We start from the raw sequence: 16688 nt of genomic DNA, 5'->3' as shown, positions 1-16688 counted from the left end.
CCCAACGGCGCCAAGCCGTCGGCGTTCCAGCACTGCAGCCCCGTTGCATGGCGCGAGGGGAAGTCCAGCGCGCGTCCATCGGCACGATCCGCGTCGGACAATGTCAGCAGAACCCACAGGGGCTGTTCGGACAGGCGGGTGTCCCAGCTCGTGCGCTCGGGCTGGGAGGGCAGCGCCGCCAACACCTGTTCTGGCGTCCGCGGGGTGTCGACCGTCATGGCCCGAAAGGGCAGCAAGCGGCCTTCTCCTTCGGGGTATTCGCTGGGCCACGACAGCACCGCCCACACCGTCAACAGCGCCACCAAGGCGGGAACTGCATACGCGGTCAACGCCTGCAGGCCCAGCTCGATGCGAGAGGTAACGCTGCGGGTATCGATCGCGGGCGAAGGGTGGCCAATGGTCATGAAGCGTGGGGGAGGGTGGCGGCTGACGAAACTCCCTGACTTCGCGGGGCTGAGCCCTCTCTCGAGTGGTACCCCGAATTATGGGGGTGAAAGTGTTGGCTGTGTCACACTGTGGGTCTATGAACAACACGGAGGATTGGGCCGGGCAGGCGCTCGCCGCGTTCGATACTGTCATCGACGCCGGCGGGCTGCGCATGCGCCCGGGCCAGCGGGCGATGGCGGAGCATGTCGCCCGCACGTTGGCGGCCGCGTCACTGGGAAAACCCGACGGCTACGCCGAGCTGCGGCGGCGGCTGGCGGTGGTGCAGGCCGGCACCGGCGTGGGCAAATCGCTCGCCTACCTGGCGCCGGCCATCGCGTTGGCACGGGCACGGCAGACGCGCGTCGTCGTCTCGACCGCCACCGTCGCCCTGCAGGAGCAGCTGGTGAACCAAGACCTGCCGGCGCTGGCGCGGCGCTTGCCGTTCGAGTTTCGCTACGCCCTGGCCAAGGGGCGCGGCCGCTACGTCTGTCGGCTCAAGCTCGAGCGCTGGCTCACCGACCCCGACGCGCCCACCGACGCCGACGACGAGGACGATCTGTTGGCTACGGGGGCGGCGGGTGTGGTCAGTGCGGACCGCTTGGCGTGGCTGCGGGCGCGCGCGCAGGATTTGGCCCTGGGGCGCTGGGACGGTGACCGGGACGAGCTGCCGGAGCCGCCCGAGCCGGCGTGGTGGAGCGCGGTCGCGGCGGACGCGGCCTCTTGCAGCGCGCGCCACTGTCCGCTCTATGGCGGCTGTGCGTATTTCGAGCAGCGCAAGGCGCTGGCTGGCGCGCAGGTCATCGTCGTCAATCACGATTTGCTGCTGTCCACGCTGGGGTCGCGCCAGTTGCCCGAGCTCGACCAGTGCCTGCTGGTGCTGGACGAGGCGCACCACCTGCCCGCGATCGCGCTCGAGCAGTTCGCCCGTCGCGCCAATCTGTCGCGGCTGACCTGGATCGACCGGTTGGCCAGCCAGATCCTCAAGGCTGCCACCGAGGTCGAGTTGGACGACGTGGCGACGGTGCCCGAGGCCGCGGCGCGCCTGCGTGCGGCGCTGCAGGAGCTGGTGCGCCTGGCCGTGCAGCACTGGGGCGCCCGGTTGCAGGGGGACGAGCCGCTGCGCGTGCGCCTGCCGCGCGGCCGCTTGCCCGAGGGGTTCGATGCGGTGCTGTCAGCGGCCGTGGCCGCGGCGGACGTCTTGCTGCAGGCCTTGAGCGCCACGGGCCAGGCGCTGCGCACGGCGCTGCGTGAACGGCCGCAAGAGGCATCCACCCTGTCGCAGCGCTACGCGCAGTTGGGCACGCTCGCGCCGCGGTTGGAAGCGGTGTATGACACCGCGCGCTGGTTGTTGCACGAGCCAGCGGCGGGCGAGGCGCCGCTGGCCAAATGGTTCACGCTCGCCGCCAGCGGCCCGGGGCGTGGGGGCGAGACGGTGCGGGTGTCGGCTCACGCGAGTCCGATCCAGTCCGCCGGGCTGCTGCGCAGCCAGCTCTGGACCCATGTGCGGGCGGCCGTGCTGACGTCGGCGACGCTGACCAGCTGCGGGCGGTTCGATTTTTTTCTGCGCGAAGTGGGGCTGGCCGACGATGCCGACGTCGAGACGCTAGAGGCGCACAGCCCGTTCGATCATGCCCGCCAGGGTGCGCTGGTGCTGGGCGGGGTGACGGTGGACCCCAAAGACGGGGCGGCCTACCAGCGCGCGGTGCAAGCCGCGTTGCTGCGCGATCTGCCGTCGGTGCGGCGTGGTGCATTGGTGTTGTTCACCTCGCGTGTGCACCTGCAGCAGGTGGCGGCCGAGCTGCCGCCCGAATGGCGCGACCGCGTGCTGGTGCAAGGGTCCTTGCCCCGAACCCGGCTGCTGGCGCAGCACCGCGAGCGGGTCGCCGCCGGTGAGCCGTCGATCCTGTTTGGCCTGCAGTCGTTTGGCGAGGGGCTGGACCTGCCGGGCGCGCTGTGCGAGGACCTGTTCATCACCAAGCTGCCGTTTGCCCCGCCCGACGACCCCGTGGGGGAGGCGCGCGCCGAGTGGCTGCGCGCGTGCGGGCGCGACCCGTTCATGGAGCTCGTCGTGCCGGCGACCGCGATCCGGCTGCTGCAGTGGATCGGGCGCGCCATCCGCACCGAAGACGACCGCGCCCGCATCGTCTGCTACGACCCGCGGTTGCTGACCACGGGCTACGGGCGCTTGATTCTGCAGGGCCTGCCTCCTTACGCGCAACTGGATGCCCGCACGGGCGTCCGACCGGAGAGTCCGACGTGTCCCATCCCTTCGACCGTGTGAGCCCCCGCGCGCGGCTGCGCCTGGCAGCCAACCTGAGCCTGCTGTATGCCGAGCGGCCGTTTCTGGAGCGCTTCCGGGCTGCGGCGGCGTGCGGCTTCACCGCCGTGGAGTGCCAGTTTCCGTACGACCACCCGCCCGCGGCGATCGCGGCCGAACTGCGGCGCCACGGGCTGCGCCTGGTGCTGCACAACCTGCCCGCCGGGGATTGGACGGCGGGGGAGCGCGGTATCGCCTGCCACCCGGAGCGGGTGGCCGAGTTTCGCGCCGGGATCGCGCAGGCGCTGGCGTACGCGGCTGCGTTGGGGGTGCCACAGCTCAACGTGATCGCGGGTGTGCCCCCTGCCGGGGTGACGCGCGAGCAGGCCCTCGATACGCTGGTGGACAACCTGCGCGCCGCGGCGCACGCGTGCGCGCGAGCCGGCATCGGGCTGCGGTTGGAGCCGATCAACAGCCTCGACATCCCGGGCTTTTTGGTCGATACGGTCGAGGTGGCGCTGGCCGTGCTGGCGCGGGTGGCCCACCCGGGGCTGCGGCTGCAGTTCGACGCCTACCACGTGGCGCGCATGGGGCAGGATCCGCTGGCCGTGTGGCAGCGGTGCTACCCTCACGTGGGCCATGTGCAGTGGGCCGACTGTCCCGGGCGCCACGAGCCCGGCACGGGCACGGTTGACTGGGCGGCGCTGGCCGATGCCATGATTGCCAGCGGCTGGGACGGTTGGATCGGCGCGGAATACCTGCCAGCCGACGCGGCAGCTGGCGGCACCGAGGCGGGGCTGGGGTGGATCGAATGCCTGGGGCTGCGTCGCCGCGCAGCCGATTTGCAGAAAGCGGACAGATGAGCAAGGATTTCGAGCGCGAGCCTCGCGCGCTGTTGACGCGGCTGTATCACGCCGCCGTACAGCGCGCACTGCCAGCCGCGCAGCTGCGGCACCATCTGCCCCCCGTGCCCCGCGGGCGCACCGTGGTGGTGGGTGCGGGCAAGGCAGCGGGTGCGATGGCGCACGCGCTCGAGGCCGCTTGGCCCGCCGAGGCGCCGCTCGCGGGCGTCGTGGTCACCCGCTACGGCCACACGCCGCCGCGCCCGGCGGGGCTGGCGCCGCGCATCGACATTCTGGAGGCGGCGCACCCCGTACCCGACGCGGCGGGCGTGCGTGCCGCCGAGTGCATGCTGGCGGCGGTGCAGGGCTTGACGGCCGACGATCGGGTCATCGCGCTGGTCTCGGGTGGCGGCTCGGCCTTGCTGGCGCTGCCCGCGCCCGGCTTGACGTTGGCCGACTTGCAGGCCATCACGCGCGCGCTGCTGCTCAGCGGCGCCTCCATCGGCGAGATGAACGCCGTGCGCAAACATCTCTCGCGCATCCAGGGCGGACGATTGGCGCTGGCCGCAGCGCCCGCACCGGTGTGGACGGTGGCGATCAGCGATGTACCGGGGGACGACCCCGCGACCATCGCCAGTGGCCCGACCGTGCCCGACCCCAGCACCGCCGCCGACGCGCTAGCGGTGCTGGAGCGCTACCGTATCGCGCTGCCCGAGCCGGTGCGGCAGGCGCTGCTCGATGGGCGGCTGGAAACGCCCAAGCCCGACCACCCGCGCTGGACCGATTGCACCGTGCGCCTGATGGCCACGCCGCACCAGGCGCTGCAGGCCGCGGCCGATGAGGCGCGCCGCTTGGGCCTGCGGGCCCATGTGCTGGGCGATGCGATCGAGGGCGAGTCGCGCGAGGTGGGCCGGGTGCACGCGGGGCTGGCCCGTTATGCGCGGCAAGGGCAGGGGCCGTTTCAGCCGCCGTGCGTGCTGCTGTCGGGCGGCGAGACGACGGTGACGGTGCGCCCGCCCCAGTTGGCCGTGGGCGAGCGCGCGCGCGGCGGGCGTGCGGCCGAATTCGCCCTCGGGCTGGCGCTGGGGCTGGACGGCTTGCCGGGCGTGTGGGCGCTGGCGGCCGACACCGACGGCATCGACGGCACCGAGGACAACGCCGGCGCATTCGTCGCGCCGGATACGCTCGCGCGCGCCCGGGCGCTGGGGTGGTCGGCCCAGGCGTGTCTGGACCGGCACGACAGCTATGGCTTCTTCGCGGCGCTGGGCGACCTGTTCGTCACCGGGCCGACGCACACCAACGTCAACGATTTTCGGGCGCTGCTGCTGGTGTAGTGGGCGCGTTCGGGGGGCGGCGCTGTCGTTAGCGCATCTGACAGGCGCGCCAGATGCGCTCCGGGGTGGCGGGGGCGTCCATCGGTAGCGGGCCGTCGGCGGGCAGACCAGCGCGGCGGCGGGCGCTGGCCACCGCGTCGCGCACCGCCTCCCACACGCTGATGGCCAGCATGAACGGTGGCTCGCCCACCGCCTTGCTGCCGTACACGTTGTCCTCGCGGTTGGCCTTTGGCCACAGGTCGACGCGCCAGTGCGGCGGCAGGTCGCCCGCAGACGGGATCTTGTACGTGCTGGCGCCGGTGGTCCACAATTGGCCATCGGCGCGCCAGACCAGCTCCTCGGTGGTCAGCCACCCCATGCCTTGGATGAAGCCGCCTTCGATTTGGCCGATGTCGATCGCCGGGTTGATGCTGCGCCCCACGTCGTGCAAGATGTCCACCGCCAGCACGCGCAGCTCGCCCGTGAGGGTGTCGATGGCCACTTCGCTGCACGCGGCGCCGTGGGCGAAGTAATAAAACGGCCGCCCAGTCAGCGTGGTCTTGTCGTAGTGGATTTTGGGCGTGCGGTAAAAACCGTCGCTCCAGAGGGGAATGCGGTTGGCGTAGGCCTCGCGCACCACGTCGTCGAAGCGCCGACGCGCCCGGGGCGAGCGCACCCAGCCGCCCTCGAAGCGAACCTCGCCCGCGCCGCAGCCGTCCAGCCCGGCGACGAAAGCGGCCAGGTTGGCGCGCACACTGGCCGCGGCGTACTGGGCCGCGCGGCCGTTGAGGTCGGTGCCGCTGGAGGCGGCGGTGGCGCTCGCGTTGGGCACGCGCGCGGTGTCGCTGGCGCTGACGCGCACCCGCTCGAGCGGCACACCCAGCTCATCGGCCACGATTTGCGCCACCTTGGTGTGCAGGCCCTGGCCCATCTCGGTGCCGCCGTGGTTGACCAACACGCTGCCGTCGGTATAGACGTGCACCAGCGCCCCCGCCTGGTTGAACAGTGTGGCGGTAAAGCTGATGCCGAACTTGACCGGCGTCAGCGCCAGGCCGCGCTGGATGACGGGGCTGCGCGCGTTCCAGGCGGCAATCGCGGCGCGCCGCTGCGCATAACGGCAGCGCTCGGCCAGGGTGTCGATGAGGGGGCGCAGGATGTCGTCCTCCACCCGCATCTGGTAGGGCGTCGTGTCGCGCCGAGCGGGCAGCGGGTTGCTGCCGGTGGGCAGCGGCGCCGTCCAGACCGGGGCGGGGGCGTCGTCGTATAGGTTGAGACGGCGCACGTCCAGTGGATCGCGCCCCAGGTGGCGGGCGATGTCGCCGAGGATGGTTTCGATCGCCACCATGCCCTGCGGGCCGCCGAAGCCCCGAAAGGCGGTGGCGCTTTGTTTGTTCGTGCGGCAGCGGTAGCTGTGCAGCGCCACGTGCGGCACGAAGTAGGCGTTGTCGCTGTGAAACACGGCGCGGTCGGCCACCGGGCCCGAAAGATCGGCCGAGAAGCCGCAGTCCACGAACATCGACAAATCGAGTCCCAGGATGCGACCCTCATCGTCGAAGCCGACGGCGTAGTCGTAGGTAAACGGATGGCGCTTGCCGGTGATGAGGATGTCGTCGCCGCGATCCAGCCGCAGCTTGACCGGTGCGCCCACCTTGTGCGCGGCCAGCGCGGCCCAGACCGCGACGTGGCCGGCCTGCGTTTCCTTGCCACCGAAGCCGCCGCCCATGCGTCGGCACTCCACCCGCACCTGGTGGTTGGCCAGCCCCAGCGCGTGGGCCACCCAATGTTGCACCTCGCCCGGGTGTTGGGTGCTCGACAGCACCATCCACTGGTCCTGCTCCTGTGGGATGGCCAGCGCCACCTGGCCTTCCAGGTAGTAGTGCTCCTGCCCGCCAACGGCAAACGAGCCGGTCAAGCGGTGCGGCGCCTGCGCGATGGCGGCGGCCGCGTCGCCGCGCCGCACGTGCACCGGCGGCAGCACATACTGCCGCTGCGCATGGGCGGCGCGCGCATCGAGCACGGCGGGCCAGGGGTCGATGCGCGCCTGCACGGCGCGTGCCGCGGCCCGCGCCGTCGTGACGTCGCGCGCCACCACCAGCCCCAACACCTGGCCCGCGTACTGCACGGTGTCTTGCGCCAAGATCGGTTCGTCGTGCGCGAACGCGGCCAGTATCGGGTCGCCGGGGATGTCAGCGGCCGTCACGACGGCCAGCACACCGGGCATGGCCAGCGCGGTGGCCGTCTCCAGCCCCCACAGCCGCCCATGCGCCACCGGCGACAGAATCGGGGCGGCGTAGCAGGTGCCGCGCGGCTCGGGCAGGTCGTCCACATAGGGCGCCAGCCCCTCGACCTGCGCCCGAGCGCTTTCGTGCGCGACGCTGCGCCCGCACGCGGTGGAAGCGGGTGTGTCCAGGAGCAGCGGGGCGTTCATGTGCGTGCCTCCACCACGGCTTGCGCCAGCGTGTGCCAGGGGTCGGGCTCGTCTAGCCGGATTGGCATGTCGGGCGCTGGGTCGGCGCTTTGCAACCAGGTGCGCCAGAGCAAGCTGCCCAACAGCGCGCGCCGGTACTCGGCGCTGGCGCGTCCGTCGCTCAGCGGTTCAAACTCGGCCTGCAACACCTCGGCGGCGGCGCGCACCGTCTGGGCGCACCAGGGTTGGCCGCGCAAGGCGGCCTCGGTGCGCCGTGCGCGTGCCGGTACCGCGGCCACGCCGCCCGCGCCGATGCGCACCTCGGCAACCCGCCCTTCGCGGTCGCGCCACAGCGCGACGGCCAGGCACACGGCCGAGATGTCGTCCTCGAAGCGCTTGGAAACCTTGTGCGCGACCACATCGGGCAGCGCGCTGCCGTCGCCGAGCGCCACCTCCACGTAGCCCACGATTTCGTCGGGGGCCAAGTCGGTCTGGCGATAGCCGCGGTAGAAATCCTCCAGCGGCAGCCGGCGCTCCGCGATCGCCGATCCATCCCAGCGCAGCAAAACGACCGCAGCCCCCAGAGCGATCAGCAGCGGCATCGAGTCGCCGATCGGCGAGCCGTTGGCCACGTTTCCCCCCAGCGTGCCGCCGTAGCGGATGGGCTGACCCGCGAAGCGCTCGAAAAACCCCTGCAGCGTCGGCCAGTGCCGCTGCAGCGCCGCGAAGGCATCGTGCAGGGTGGCTGCAGCGCCGATGCGCAGCACCTGGGTGCCGTCGGTGTCGCGCACCGACTCGATGCGCTGCAAGGCCGCGCAACGCGTCACATCCAGCACCTGCGGCAGCCGTTGGCGCTGCTGGGTGATCCACAGGCCAGCGTCGGTCGTGCCCGCCACCAGCCGCGCCTGCGGCCAGCGCGCGCGGGCGATCAACAGGTCACGCAGCTCGCGCGGGGCCCAGTAGGCGGCTGCGGCGTCGGAGGCGGGGTCGGCGTCGGCCTCCTCGCGGGCCGCCTCGGCCAGCAGGGCGTCCAGCGCGGCCTCGTCGACCGCGGCCGGGGGCAGGGCCGTCATCGCCTGTGCGGCGTCCAGAATGGGGCGGTAACCGGTACAGCGGCACAAATTACCGGACAGCGCTTGCAGGGCCTCTTCGCGCGTGAGGGGGTGCGTGAGGGGGCTGTCCGGCCCCCGTCGTTGATAGCGCACAAACAGGCTCATGACGAAGCCCGGGGTGCAAAAACCGCACTGCGTGCCGTGCGCGTCCACCAGCGCCTGCTGCACGGGGTGCAGGGCGCCGTTTCGAGTGATCAGCGGGTCTCGCGTCAGGTCTTCGGCGGTCCAGACGGCGCAACCATGCGCGGCGTGCGCCAGGCGGATGCAGCTGTTGAGCGCGCGCCAACGCAAGGTTCCGTCCGGCGCCCGATCGGCCACTGCCACCGTACACGCGCCGCAGTCGCCGCTGGCGCACCCCTCCTTGACGCTGGTCAGCCCCAAGTCTTCGCGCAGCAGGGCGAGCAGGGTGCGGTCCGGTGGCACGTCGGTCAGGCGCCGCAGCCGTCCGCGGTGCACCAGCGTCAACGTTGGCGGGCGAGGTGGGGTGGCGTCGCACACGTTCATGGGCGTCAGGGTACGCCCGACGGGCGCAAGTGTCATACGATTCGGGTTATGACCGTCATAAACGCCGAGGTATGTCACGTCCGCTTCCGTGGGACAGCATCGACATCCATCTGATCCGGGTGTTGTATACGGTGCTGACCGAACGCAGTGTCACGCGCGCCGCCGTCCGTCTGGGCATGCACCAGCCGGCGGTGAGCGCCGCGCTGCGCCGCTTGCGGCGGCTGACGGGCGATGCACTGCTCGTGCGTGCCGGCTCGGGCATGGTGCCCACGGCCGTCGCGCAGCGCATGATCGCGCCGGCGGCCGAAATCCTGCGCCAAACGGAGACAATGCTGGCGGGCGCGCGCGCGTTCGACCCCGCGCACGGCACGCACACCTTCGCCATCGCGGCCAGCGACTATCTCGACCCGTGGTTTTTGCCGCGGTTGGTGGCACACATCAAGGCCAGCGCGCCGCTGGCGCGCGTGGATATCCAGCCCCTGTCGGGCGAAGCCGACTACCGGTATCGCCTCGCCCAGGGCGAGGTGGACGTGGTGATCGGCAACTGGCCGCATGCGCCGGATGACCTGCACCAAGGGCGGCTGTTCGGGGATGAGGTGGTGTGCCTGGTCTCGACCCGGCACCCGGCACTGCGCCGGGGCTGGACGCTGACCGAGTGGCTGCAGGCCGAACACGTGGCCCCCACTCCGATGGCGCCTGGCGCACGCGGCGTGATCGACGACCACCTCGCGCAGCAGGGGTTGACCCGCAACATCGTGGTGCGTTGCCCGCACTTCGGGCTGATTCCGGCCATGGTCAGCCAGAGCCTGCTGGTGCTGACCACGGGCCGCCAGTACTGCCAGCGCTTCGTGGACACGCTGCCGGTGGCGATCGTGGCGCCACCGTTGCGGTTTCCGCGGCTGCTGTACTACCAGCTCTGGCACGAGCGCACGCACGCCTCGCCCGCCGCGCAATGGCTGCGCCAGGCCATCCGCGATGTCGCGGCGGGTCTGTGCGACCCGGCGCGCGAGGGCCAAACCCCGTTACCATCCGCACCTTCGCGTGCGCAGACCGTGGCGCGCGAATCTGCCTTCCGATCCACCGGCCCCGATACCGCGCCATGAGCCCTCCGCCGCGACTGCAACTGCACCACATCACCAAGCGCTACCCCGGCGTGGTGGCCAACGACGGCGTCTCGCTGGAGGTTCAGCCGGGCAGCATCCATGCCGTGTTGGGCGAAAACGGCGCGGGCAAGTCCACCTTGATGAAAATCATCTACGGCGCAGTGCAGCCCGACGACGGTGCCGTGCTCTTCAACGGCCGCCCGGTGCACGTGCGCAACCCGCAAGAGGCACGCGCGCTGGGCATCAGCATGGTGTTTCAGCACTTCAGCCTGTTCGAGACGCTGACCGTGGCCGAGAATGTCTGGCTCGGGCTCGACGCGGCCCTGTCGCTGCGCGAGGTGAGCGAGTCCATCGAGGTCAAGGCACGCGAGTACGGGCTGGAGATCGATCCGCGGCGGCCGGTGCACACGCTCTCGGTGGGCGAGCGCCAGCGCGTCGAGATCGTGCGCGCCCTGCTGACGCAGCCGCAGTTGCTGATCTTGGACGAGCCGACGTCCGTGCTCACGCCGCAGGCGGTCGAGCGCTTGTTCGGCGTGCTGCGCCAGCTCGCCAGCGAAGGCTGCAGCATCCTCTACATCAGTCACAAGCTGCACGAGATCCGGGCCCTGTGCGACACCTGCACCGTGATGCGTGGCGGGCGCGTGACGGGTGTGTGCGACCCGCGTCAGGCGAGCAATGCCGAGCTGTCGCGGCTCATGATCGGCAGCGAGCCCCCCGCGCTGCCGCCGCACCGCGCGGCCAGCGGCGACGTCGTACTGGACGTTTGCGCGCTGACCCTGCCCAGCAGCGAGCCGTTTGGCACCGACTTGCAGGCGGTCGATTTGCAGGTGCGTGCGGGCGAAATCGTCGGTATCGCCGGGGTGTCGGGCAATGGTCAGCGCGAGTTGCTTGCCGCCTTGTCCGGCGAGGTCACGGCGGCGCCGCCCGGCTCCATCCGCTTGGACGGGCGCGACATCGCGCGTCTGGGGCCAGGTCCGCGGCGACGCCAGGGCCTGCATTTCGTGCCGGAAGAGCGCCTCGGGCGCGGCGCCGTGCCTTCCATGGGGCTGGCGCACAACCTGCTGCTGACGCGGCGCGAGGCCGTGGGCCCCGCGGGTTGGCTGCACCTGGGGGCGCTGCGGGCGCAGGCGCGCGACCTCATCGAGCGTTACCGGGTCAAAGCCGCGGGGCCGGATGCCGCCGCGCAGTCGCTGTCGGGCGGCAATCTGCAAAAGTTCATCGTCGGGCGCGAGATCGACGCGCGCCCGCGCGTGTTCATCGTCGCGCAGCCCACGTGGGGGGTGGACGTGGGGGCCGCGGCGCAGATCCGCGCCGAGATCGTCGCCCTGCGCGAGGCCGGGTGCGCGGTGCTCGTCGTCAGCGAGGAGCTCGACGAGCTGTTCGAGCTGTGCGACCGGCTGTATGTGATGGCGCGCGGTCGGCTGTCGCCGCCGTTGACGGTGGCGCAAGCCACCCCCCAGCGCGTGGGCGAGTGGATGTCGGGCCTGTGGCCGCAGGCGCCAGAACCGGTGCAGGAGGGGCAGCATGCTGCGGCTTGAGTTGCGTCCCCAGCCGTCGGCCGCATGGAGCGCGGCGTCGCCGCTGCTGGCGCTGGCCATCACCGTGGTCATCGGCATGGCGCTGTTTGCGGCGCTGGGCAAGGATCCCGTGGCCGGTCTGCGGGTGTTTTTTTGGGAGCCGATGCGAGACGCCCGCGCCTGGAGCGAGCTGCTACTCAAGGCCACACCGCTGCTGCTCATCGGCCTGGGACTGGCGATCGGGTTTCGCTCGAATGTCTGGAATATCGGTGCCGAGGGGCAGTTCATCATCGGTGCCGTGTTCGCCAGCGGCACGGCGCTGGCGCTGGCCGGGGCCGCTTGGCCAGTCTGGCCCGTGGTGCTGCTGGCCGGTGTGGTCGGCGGCTGGCTCTGGGCCGCGATCACGGCGCTGCTGCGCGACCGCTTTCACGCCAACGAAATCCTGGTCAGCCTGATGCTGGTCTACGTGGCGGTGCAGGTGCTCAACTACCTGGTCTATGGGCCGTGGAAAGACCCGATGGGGTTCAACTTTCCGCAGACGCAACGCTTCGACCCGCAGGCGATGGTGCCGCGCCTGTACGCCGGACTGCGACTGCATTGGGGCCTGGTGATGGCCCTGGTGGCGGTGGTAGCGGTGTGGGTGTTTCTGTTTCGTACGCGCGCCGGGTTTGCGCAGCAGGTGGGGGGACTGGCGCCGGCGGCGGCGCGCTATGCGGGGTTTTCGTCGCGGCGCGCGCTGTGGGTGGCCATGGGCGTGACGGGTGCGCTCGCCGGTCTGGCCGGTGCGCTGGAGGTGGCGGGGCCGGTGGGCCAGCTCACGCCCCATGTGCCGGTGGGATATGGGTTTGCGGCCATCATCGTCGCGTTCGTGGGTCGTCTGCATCCGCTGGGCATCGTCGGCTCGGCGCTGCTCATGAGCCTGTTCTACATCGGTGGTGAGCTCGCCCAGTCGCGGCTGGGGCTGCCCAAGTCGATCACCGGCGTCTTTCAGGGCCTGTTGCTGCTGACGTTGCTGGCCTGCGACACACTGATCCACTACCGTCTGCGTTGGAGGAAGGGCTGATGGAAGCGCTGGCTCTGCTGATCGCGGCCACGCTCAACGCCGGCACCGTGTTGGCGATTGCGGCGCTGGGCCTGCTCATCAACGAGAAGGTGGGCGTCGTCAACCTGGGGGCCGAGGGCTTGATGCTGTGCGGGGCCTTGGCCGGTTTCGCCGCCGTGGTGCACCTGGGGGTGCACCCGGTCGGGTTTTTGGCCGGCATGGGCGTGGCGGCGCTGCTGTCGTTGCTGTTTGGCTGGCTGGTCATCTACCTCAACACCAACCAGTACGCCACCGGCCTGGCGCTGAGCCTGCTGGGCGCGGGGCTGTCGGCGTTTGCCGGGCAGCCCTACACCCAGTACAAACTGCCAGAGCTGGTGGCACCGGCGGTGCCGCTGCTGGCCGATCTGCCGTTCATTGGCCCGGCGCTTTTTCGGCAGCACGTGCTGGTCTATGGCGCCATCGCGCTGGCGCTGGCGTTGGTGTGGCTTTTCGATCGCACGCGCACCGGGCTGGTGCTGCGCAGCGTGGGCGAAAGCCCTGAATCGGCGCATGCGCTGGGCTATCCCGTGCGCCGCATCCGGCTGCTGGCGGTGGTGCTGGGGGGCGCGCTGTGCGGGCTGGCGGGGGCCTACGTGTCCACCGTCTACACCCCGCTGTGGGTGGAAGGCATGATTGCGGGCAAGGGCTGGATCGCGCTGGCGCTGACCACGTTTGCCACTTGGCGACCGGCACGGGTTTTGCTGGGGGCTTACCTGTTCGGTGGGGTGACGATGCTGCAATTCCACTTGCAGGGCATGGGGGTGGCGGTGCCCAGCCAGTTCTTGACCATGCTGCCGTACCTGGCCACCATCGTGGTGCTGGTGCTCATCTCGCGCTCGCCCCTGTGGATTCGCACCCACATGCCGCAGTCGCTGGGCAAACCGTTTCATCCTGGGTCGTGAAGATCGCCCATTTTTTCTCAAGGAGTGTTTCCATGATCGATATGCGCAAACGCGAATGGCTCAAGACCGCCGCCAAGGCAGCGGCGCTGGGGTTGGTGGCCGGCTCGGCGCTGGTGGGCTGCGGCAAGAAGGAAGAAGCCGCCAAGGCGCCAGCCCCGGCGCCGGCCGCCGAGGCACCCAAGCCCCAGCCGCTCAAGGCCGCCTGGGTGTACGTGGGCCCGGTGGGTGACGCTGGCTGGTCGTTCGCGCACGACCTGGGTCGCAAAGCCGTCGAGGCGCACTTCGGCGACAAGGTGCAAACCACCTTCGTCGAGAGCGTGCCCGAAGGGGCCGACGCCGAGCGCGTCATCCGCGACCTGGCGGCGCAGGGCAACAAGATCATCTTCGCCACCTCATTCGGCTACATGGAGCCGATGCTCAAGGTGGCCAGTGAATTTCCAGACGTCAAGTTCGAGCACGCCACTGGCTACAAGACCGCCGACAACATGCGCGTCTACGACGCCAGCTTTTATCAGGACACGTACATGGCCGGCATCATCGCCGCGCACATGACCAAGACCAACACGTTGGGCTTCGTCGGCTCCTTCCCCATCCCCGAGGTGCTGCGCAACATCAACGCCTTCGTGCTGGGCGCGCAGAGCGTCAAACCCAACATCAAGCTCAAGGTGGTGTGGGTCAACAGCTGGTTCGACCCGCCCAAGGAGACCGAGGCCGCCCAGAGCCTGATCAACCAGGGTGCCGACGTGCTGTTGCAAAACACCGACTCCACCGCTGTGCTACAGACGGCCGAGAAGAACGGCAAATACGCCTTCGGCTGGGACAGCGACATGAGCAGCTTCGGTCCGAAGGCACACCTGGCGTCGGCCGTGGTCAACTGGGGGCCATACTACATCCAAGCGGTGCAGGAAGTGCTCGACGGCACTTGGCAGGGTAACAAGCGCACCATCTGGGGTGTCAAGGAAGGCCTCAACGACCTGATCAAGATCGCCGACGTCGTGCCGGAGGAGGCCAAGAAGAAGGTCGAGGAGGTCAAGGCCGGCCTCAAGAGCGGCGAGTTCGAGGTCTTCACCGGCCCCATCGTCGACAACACCGGCAAGGAAGTGCTGGCCAAGGGCGTCAAGGCCGATCAGGCCTGGAAAGACCAGGTCAACTTCTTCGTCAAGGGGGTCGAGGGCAAGGTGCCGTCGGGTAAGTGATGGTCGAGCGCGACCATTGGTGGCCGGTGGCGCTGGCCAGCGCCGTGGGCCCCACGCCGCTGTCGTGCTGGCTGCTGGGCGAGCCATTGGTGCTGTGGCGCGATGAGGCGGGCGCGATGCAGGTCTTGGCCGACCGCTGCCCCCACCGCGGCGCGCGGCTGTCGCTGGGTGCCGTGGTGCAGGGCCAGCTGCAGTGTCCCTACCACGGTTGGCGCTTCGACGGGGCGGGCCGATGTCGCGCCATTCCCGCCTTGCCGGCGTTTATCCCGGCACCAGCCCAAGCGGCGCACGCGTATGCCGCCTGTGAGGCCCACGGCATGGTCTGGGTCTGTCTGGGTCAGCCCCGCGTGGCGCTGCCGGCGCTGCCAGACCTGCCGCCGCGCTGCGTCGCGCACGGCCCGTTCGACGTGGCCACGAGCGCTCCACGCGTGGTGGAGAACTTTCTGGACACGGCGCACTTTGCCTTCGTGCACGACGGCTGGCTGGGCGAGCCCGCGCATGCCGACGTTCCCCCTTACGCGGTTTCGCACACGCCCGACGGGCGGCCATTCGTCGCCGACTACCCGGCCTGGCAACCGCGGGCGAGCGCGGGTGCGCAGCAGGGAGCCTGGGTGCGCTACCGCTACGAGGTGCTCAGTCCTTTTGCGGCGATGTTGCAGAAGCGCCCCGACGGTGACGGACCCGCCGATGCCTACGTGCTCTGGGTCTGCCCGATGCAGGAGGAATCTTGCCGCGTCTGGTTCGTGCAACACACCACCGATTTCGACACCCCAGACGAGTCCCTGCGCACTTTCCAGGCGATGATCTTCGCCCAGGACCAACCGATTCTCGAGTCGCAAACGCCCAAGCGCCTGCCGCTGTATGCGGGCGGCGAAGCCATGTGTGCCGCCGATCGCTTGAGCGCGGCCTATCGGCGGTATCTGCGTGACACCGGTATCGCGTATGGTGTTTGTTGACGGAGCCGACCATGGATTCAGCCGCCCTTGCCGAGCCCGACATCGCGTTCGACCGCATTCCGGCGCAGCGTCTGCCCGCGCTGCTGCGCTCGGCGCCCAAGGCCGAACTGCACTTGCACATCGAAGGTACGCTGGAGCCGGAGCTGATGTTCGCGCTGGCGCAGCGCAACGGCGTGACGCTGCCGTACGCGAGCGTGCAGGACGTACGCGCGGCGTACGCGTTTACCGACTTGCAGAGTTTTCTGGACCTGTACTACGCCGGCGCTGGGGTGTTGCGCACGGCGCAGGATTTTTACGACCTGGCGTGGGCCTACTTCCAGCGCGCGGCCGCCGACGGCGTGGTCCATGCCGAATGTTTCGTCGATCCGCAGACGCACACGGCACGCGGCATCCCGATGGCCGTGCTGTTCGAGGGATTGGTCGCGGCGCAGCGCCGCGCGCAGACCGAACTCGGGCTGTCGGTGCAGTGGATTTTGTGCGTGCTGCGTCACCTCAGCGAAGACGATGGGTTGACGATGCTGGAAGCCGCGCTGCCGTACCGCGAACACTTCATCGGCCTGGGGCTCGACTCCAGCGAGCGCGATCACCCTCCGCGCCAGTTCGTTCGCGTCTTCGAGCGTGCCCGCGCACTGGGGCTGCACGTCGTGGCCCACGCAGGTGAAGAGGGGCCGCCAGACTACATTTGGCAAGCGCTCGACCTGTTGCAGGTGCAGCGCATCGACCACGGCGTGCAGGCGCTGCACGACCCCGCCCTGATGCAGCGGCTGGCGCGCGAGCGCGTGCCGCTGACGGTGTGCCCGCTGTCCAATATCAAGCTGTGCGTCTATCCCGATTTGACACGGCACCCCTTGGGTCGGCTGCTGGATGCCGGTTTGTGCGTGTCGGTGCATTCGGACGACCCGGCCTACTTTGGCGGCTACGTGGGCGACAACCTGGTGCAGACCGTGGCCGCGCTGGGCCTGAGCGCGCGTCAGGCGTGGCGCTTGTTGGCCAACGGGTTCGAGGCCGCGTTCATCGACGAGCCGACCCGCGCGCGCTACCTGCAGCGGCTCCATGCCGCGTTTGCCGCCGC

Annotated in this window: 12 protein-coding genes and 1 pseudogene; 10 read left to right on the top strand and 3 right to left on the bottom strand. The window is 70.2% G+C overall.

From position 1 onward, the window contains the following. Positions 1-404: pseudogene (locus Q0716_RS07420) on the bottom strand (hypothetical protein); the annotation flags it as partial. Between the two features lie 119 nt (positions 405-523). On the opposite strand from Q0716_RS07420, the gene dinG reads away from it, so the two are divergent. From dinG to Q0716_RS07405, 3 genes are read left to right on the top strand one after another with little or no spacing between them, the layout of a single operon-like run. Continuing rightward, positions 524-2707 carry an ATP-dependent DNA helicase DinG gene (dinG, locus tag Q0716_RS07415; RefSeq protein ID WP_299021516.1) on the top strand — a complete coding sequence of 728 codons (2184 nt, stop codon included), beginning with the start codon at positions 524-526 and terminating at the stop codon, positions 2705-2707. Further along, positions 2683-3546: a TIM barrel protein gene (locus tag Q0716_RS07410; protein WP_299021514.1), complete on the top strand. Its 864-nt coding sequence runs from the start codon at positions 2683-2685 to the stop codon at positions 3544-3546. The genes dinG and Q0716_RS07410 overlap by 25 nt, the downstream gene beginning before the upstream one ends. Beyond that, positions 3543-4859, top strand: coding sequence for a glycerate kinase (locus Q0716_RS07405; RefSeq protein ID WP_299021512.1), 1317 nt, complete (start codon positions 3543-3545; stop codon positions 4857-4859). The genes Q0716_RS07410 and Q0716_RS07405 overlap by 4 nt, the downstream gene beginning before the upstream one ends. Positions 4860-4887: 28 nt before the next feature. Here Q0716_RS07405 and xdhB read toward each other — a convergent pair whose 3' ends face one another. After that, a complete protein-coding gene (gene xdhB, locus Q0716_RS07400) occupies positions 4888-7266 on the bottom strand; it encodes a xanthine dehydrogenase molybdopterin binding subunit (RefSeq protein WP_299021510.1) in 2379 nt (792 codons plus the stop codon). Beyond that, positions 7263-8861, bottom strand: coding sequence for a xanthine dehydrogenase small subunit (gene xdhA / locus Q0716_RS07395; protein ID WP_299021508.1), 1599 nt, complete (start codon positions 8859-8861; stop codon positions 7263-7265). Before xdhA ends, xdhB begins: the two co-directional genes overlap by 4 nt. Before the next feature lie 71 nt (positions 8862-8932). Between xdhA and Q0716_RS07390 the strand changes: the two genes are divergently transcribed. The 7 genes from Q0716_RS07390 to Q0716_RS07360 form a co-directional block, all read left to right on the top strand. Continuing rightward, positions 8933-9964 (top strand): LysR family transcriptional regulator, encoded by a 1032-nt coding sequence (locus Q0716_RS07390; protein WP_299021506.1) that lies wholly within the window; start codon positions 8933-8935, stop codon positions 9962-9964. After that, the gene (locus tag Q0716_RS07385) at positions 9961-11502 is read left to right on the top strand and encodes an ABC transporter ATP-binding protein (protein ID WP_299021505.1); all 1542 of its coding nucleotides are present in this window, start codon (positions 9961-9963) and stop codon (positions 11500-11502) included. Before Q0716_RS07390 ends, Q0716_RS07385 begins: the two co-directional genes overlap by 4 nt. Continuing rightward, on the top strand, positions 11489-12544 hold the full coding sequence (locus Q0716_RS07380; protein WP_299021503.1) for an ABC transporter permease: 1056 nt from the start codon (positions 11489-11491) through the stop codon (positions 12542-12544). Before Q0716_RS07385 ends, Q0716_RS07380 begins: the two co-directional genes overlap by 14 nt. Further along, complete coding sequence (locus Q0716_RS07375; RefSeq protein WP_299021501.1) at positions 12544-13464, top strand: ABC transporter permease; 921 nt, start codon at positions 12544-12546, stop codon at positions 13462-13464. Before Q0716_RS07380 ends, Q0716_RS07375 begins: the two co-directional genes overlap by 1 nt. A 32-nt stretch (positions 13465-13496) precedes the next feature. Next, positions 13497-14660: a BMP family ABC transporter substrate-binding protein gene (locus tag Q0716_RS07370; protein ID WP_299021497.1), complete on the top strand. Its 1164-nt coding sequence runs from the start codon at positions 13497-13499 to the stop codon at positions 14658-14660. Further along, positions 14660-15616, top strand: coding sequence for an aromatic ring-hydroxylating dioxygenase subunit alpha (locus tag Q0716_RS07365; protein WP_299021518.1), 957 nt, complete (start codon positions 14660-14662; stop codon positions 15614-15616). The genes Q0716_RS07370 and Q0716_RS07365 overlap by 1 nt, the downstream gene beginning before the upstream one ends. A gap of 11 nt (positions 15617-15627) precedes the next feature. Then, a partial coding sequence (locus tag Q0716_RS07360; RefSeq protein ID WP_299021495.1) for an adenosine deaminase occupies positions 15628-16688 on the top strand: 1061 nt, incomplete at its 3' end.

This window comes from uncultured Tepidimonas sp., from assembly GCF_938045175.1.
Lineage (GTDB): Bacteria > Pseudomonadota > Gammaproteobacteria > Burkholderiales > Burkholderiaceae_C > Tepidimonas.
The sequence above is the reverse complement of the archived record's forward strand: the minus strand, read 5'-3'. Positions and strand labels throughout refer to the sequence as shown.

What these genes read in the sequence shown, in the direction of transcription:
- dinG (WP_299021516.1), top strand. Translation starts at nt 524, where the DNA reads ATGAACAACACGGAGGATTGGGCCGGGCAGGCGCTCGCCGCGTTCGAT.
- Q0716_RS07405 (WP_299021512.1), top strand. Translation starts at nt 3,543, where the DNA reads ATGAGCAAGGATTTCGAGCGCGAGCCTCGCGCGCTGTTGACGCGGCTG.
- xdhB (WP_299021510.1), bottom strand. Translation starts at nt 7,266, where the DNA reads ATGAACGCCCCGCTGCTCCTGGACACACCCGCTTCCACCGCGTGCGGG.
- xdhA (WP_299021508.1), bottom strand. Translation starts at nt 8,861, where the DNA reads ATGAACGTGTGCGACGCCACCCCACCTCGCCCGCCAACGTTGACGCTG.
- Q0716_RS07390 (WP_299021506.1), top strand. Translation starts at nt 8,933, where the DNA reads ATGTCACGTCCGCTTCCGTGGGACAGCATCGACATCCATCTGATCCGG.
- Q0716_RS07385 (WP_299021505.1), top strand. Translation starts at nt 9,961, where the DNA reads ATGAGCCCTCCGCCGCGACTGCAACTGCACCACATCACCAAGCGCTAC.
- Q0716_RS07380 (WP_299021503.1), top strand. Translation starts at nt 11,489, where the DNA reads ATGCTGCGGCTTGAGTTGCGTCCCCAGCCGTCGGCCGCATGGAGCGCG.
- Q0716_RS07375 (WP_299021501.1), top strand. Translation starts at nt 12,544, where the DNA reads ATGGAAGCGCTGGCTCTGCTGATCGCGGCCACGCTCAACGCCGGCACC.
- Q0716_RS07370 (WP_299021497.1), top strand. Translation starts at nt 13,497, where the DNA reads ATGATCGATATGCGCAAACGCGAATGGCTCAAGACCGCCGCCAAGGCA.
- Q0716_RS07365 (WP_299021518.1), top strand. Translation starts at nt 14,660, where the DNA reads ATGGTCGAGCGCGACCATTGGTGGCCGGTGGCGCTGGCCAGCGCCGTG.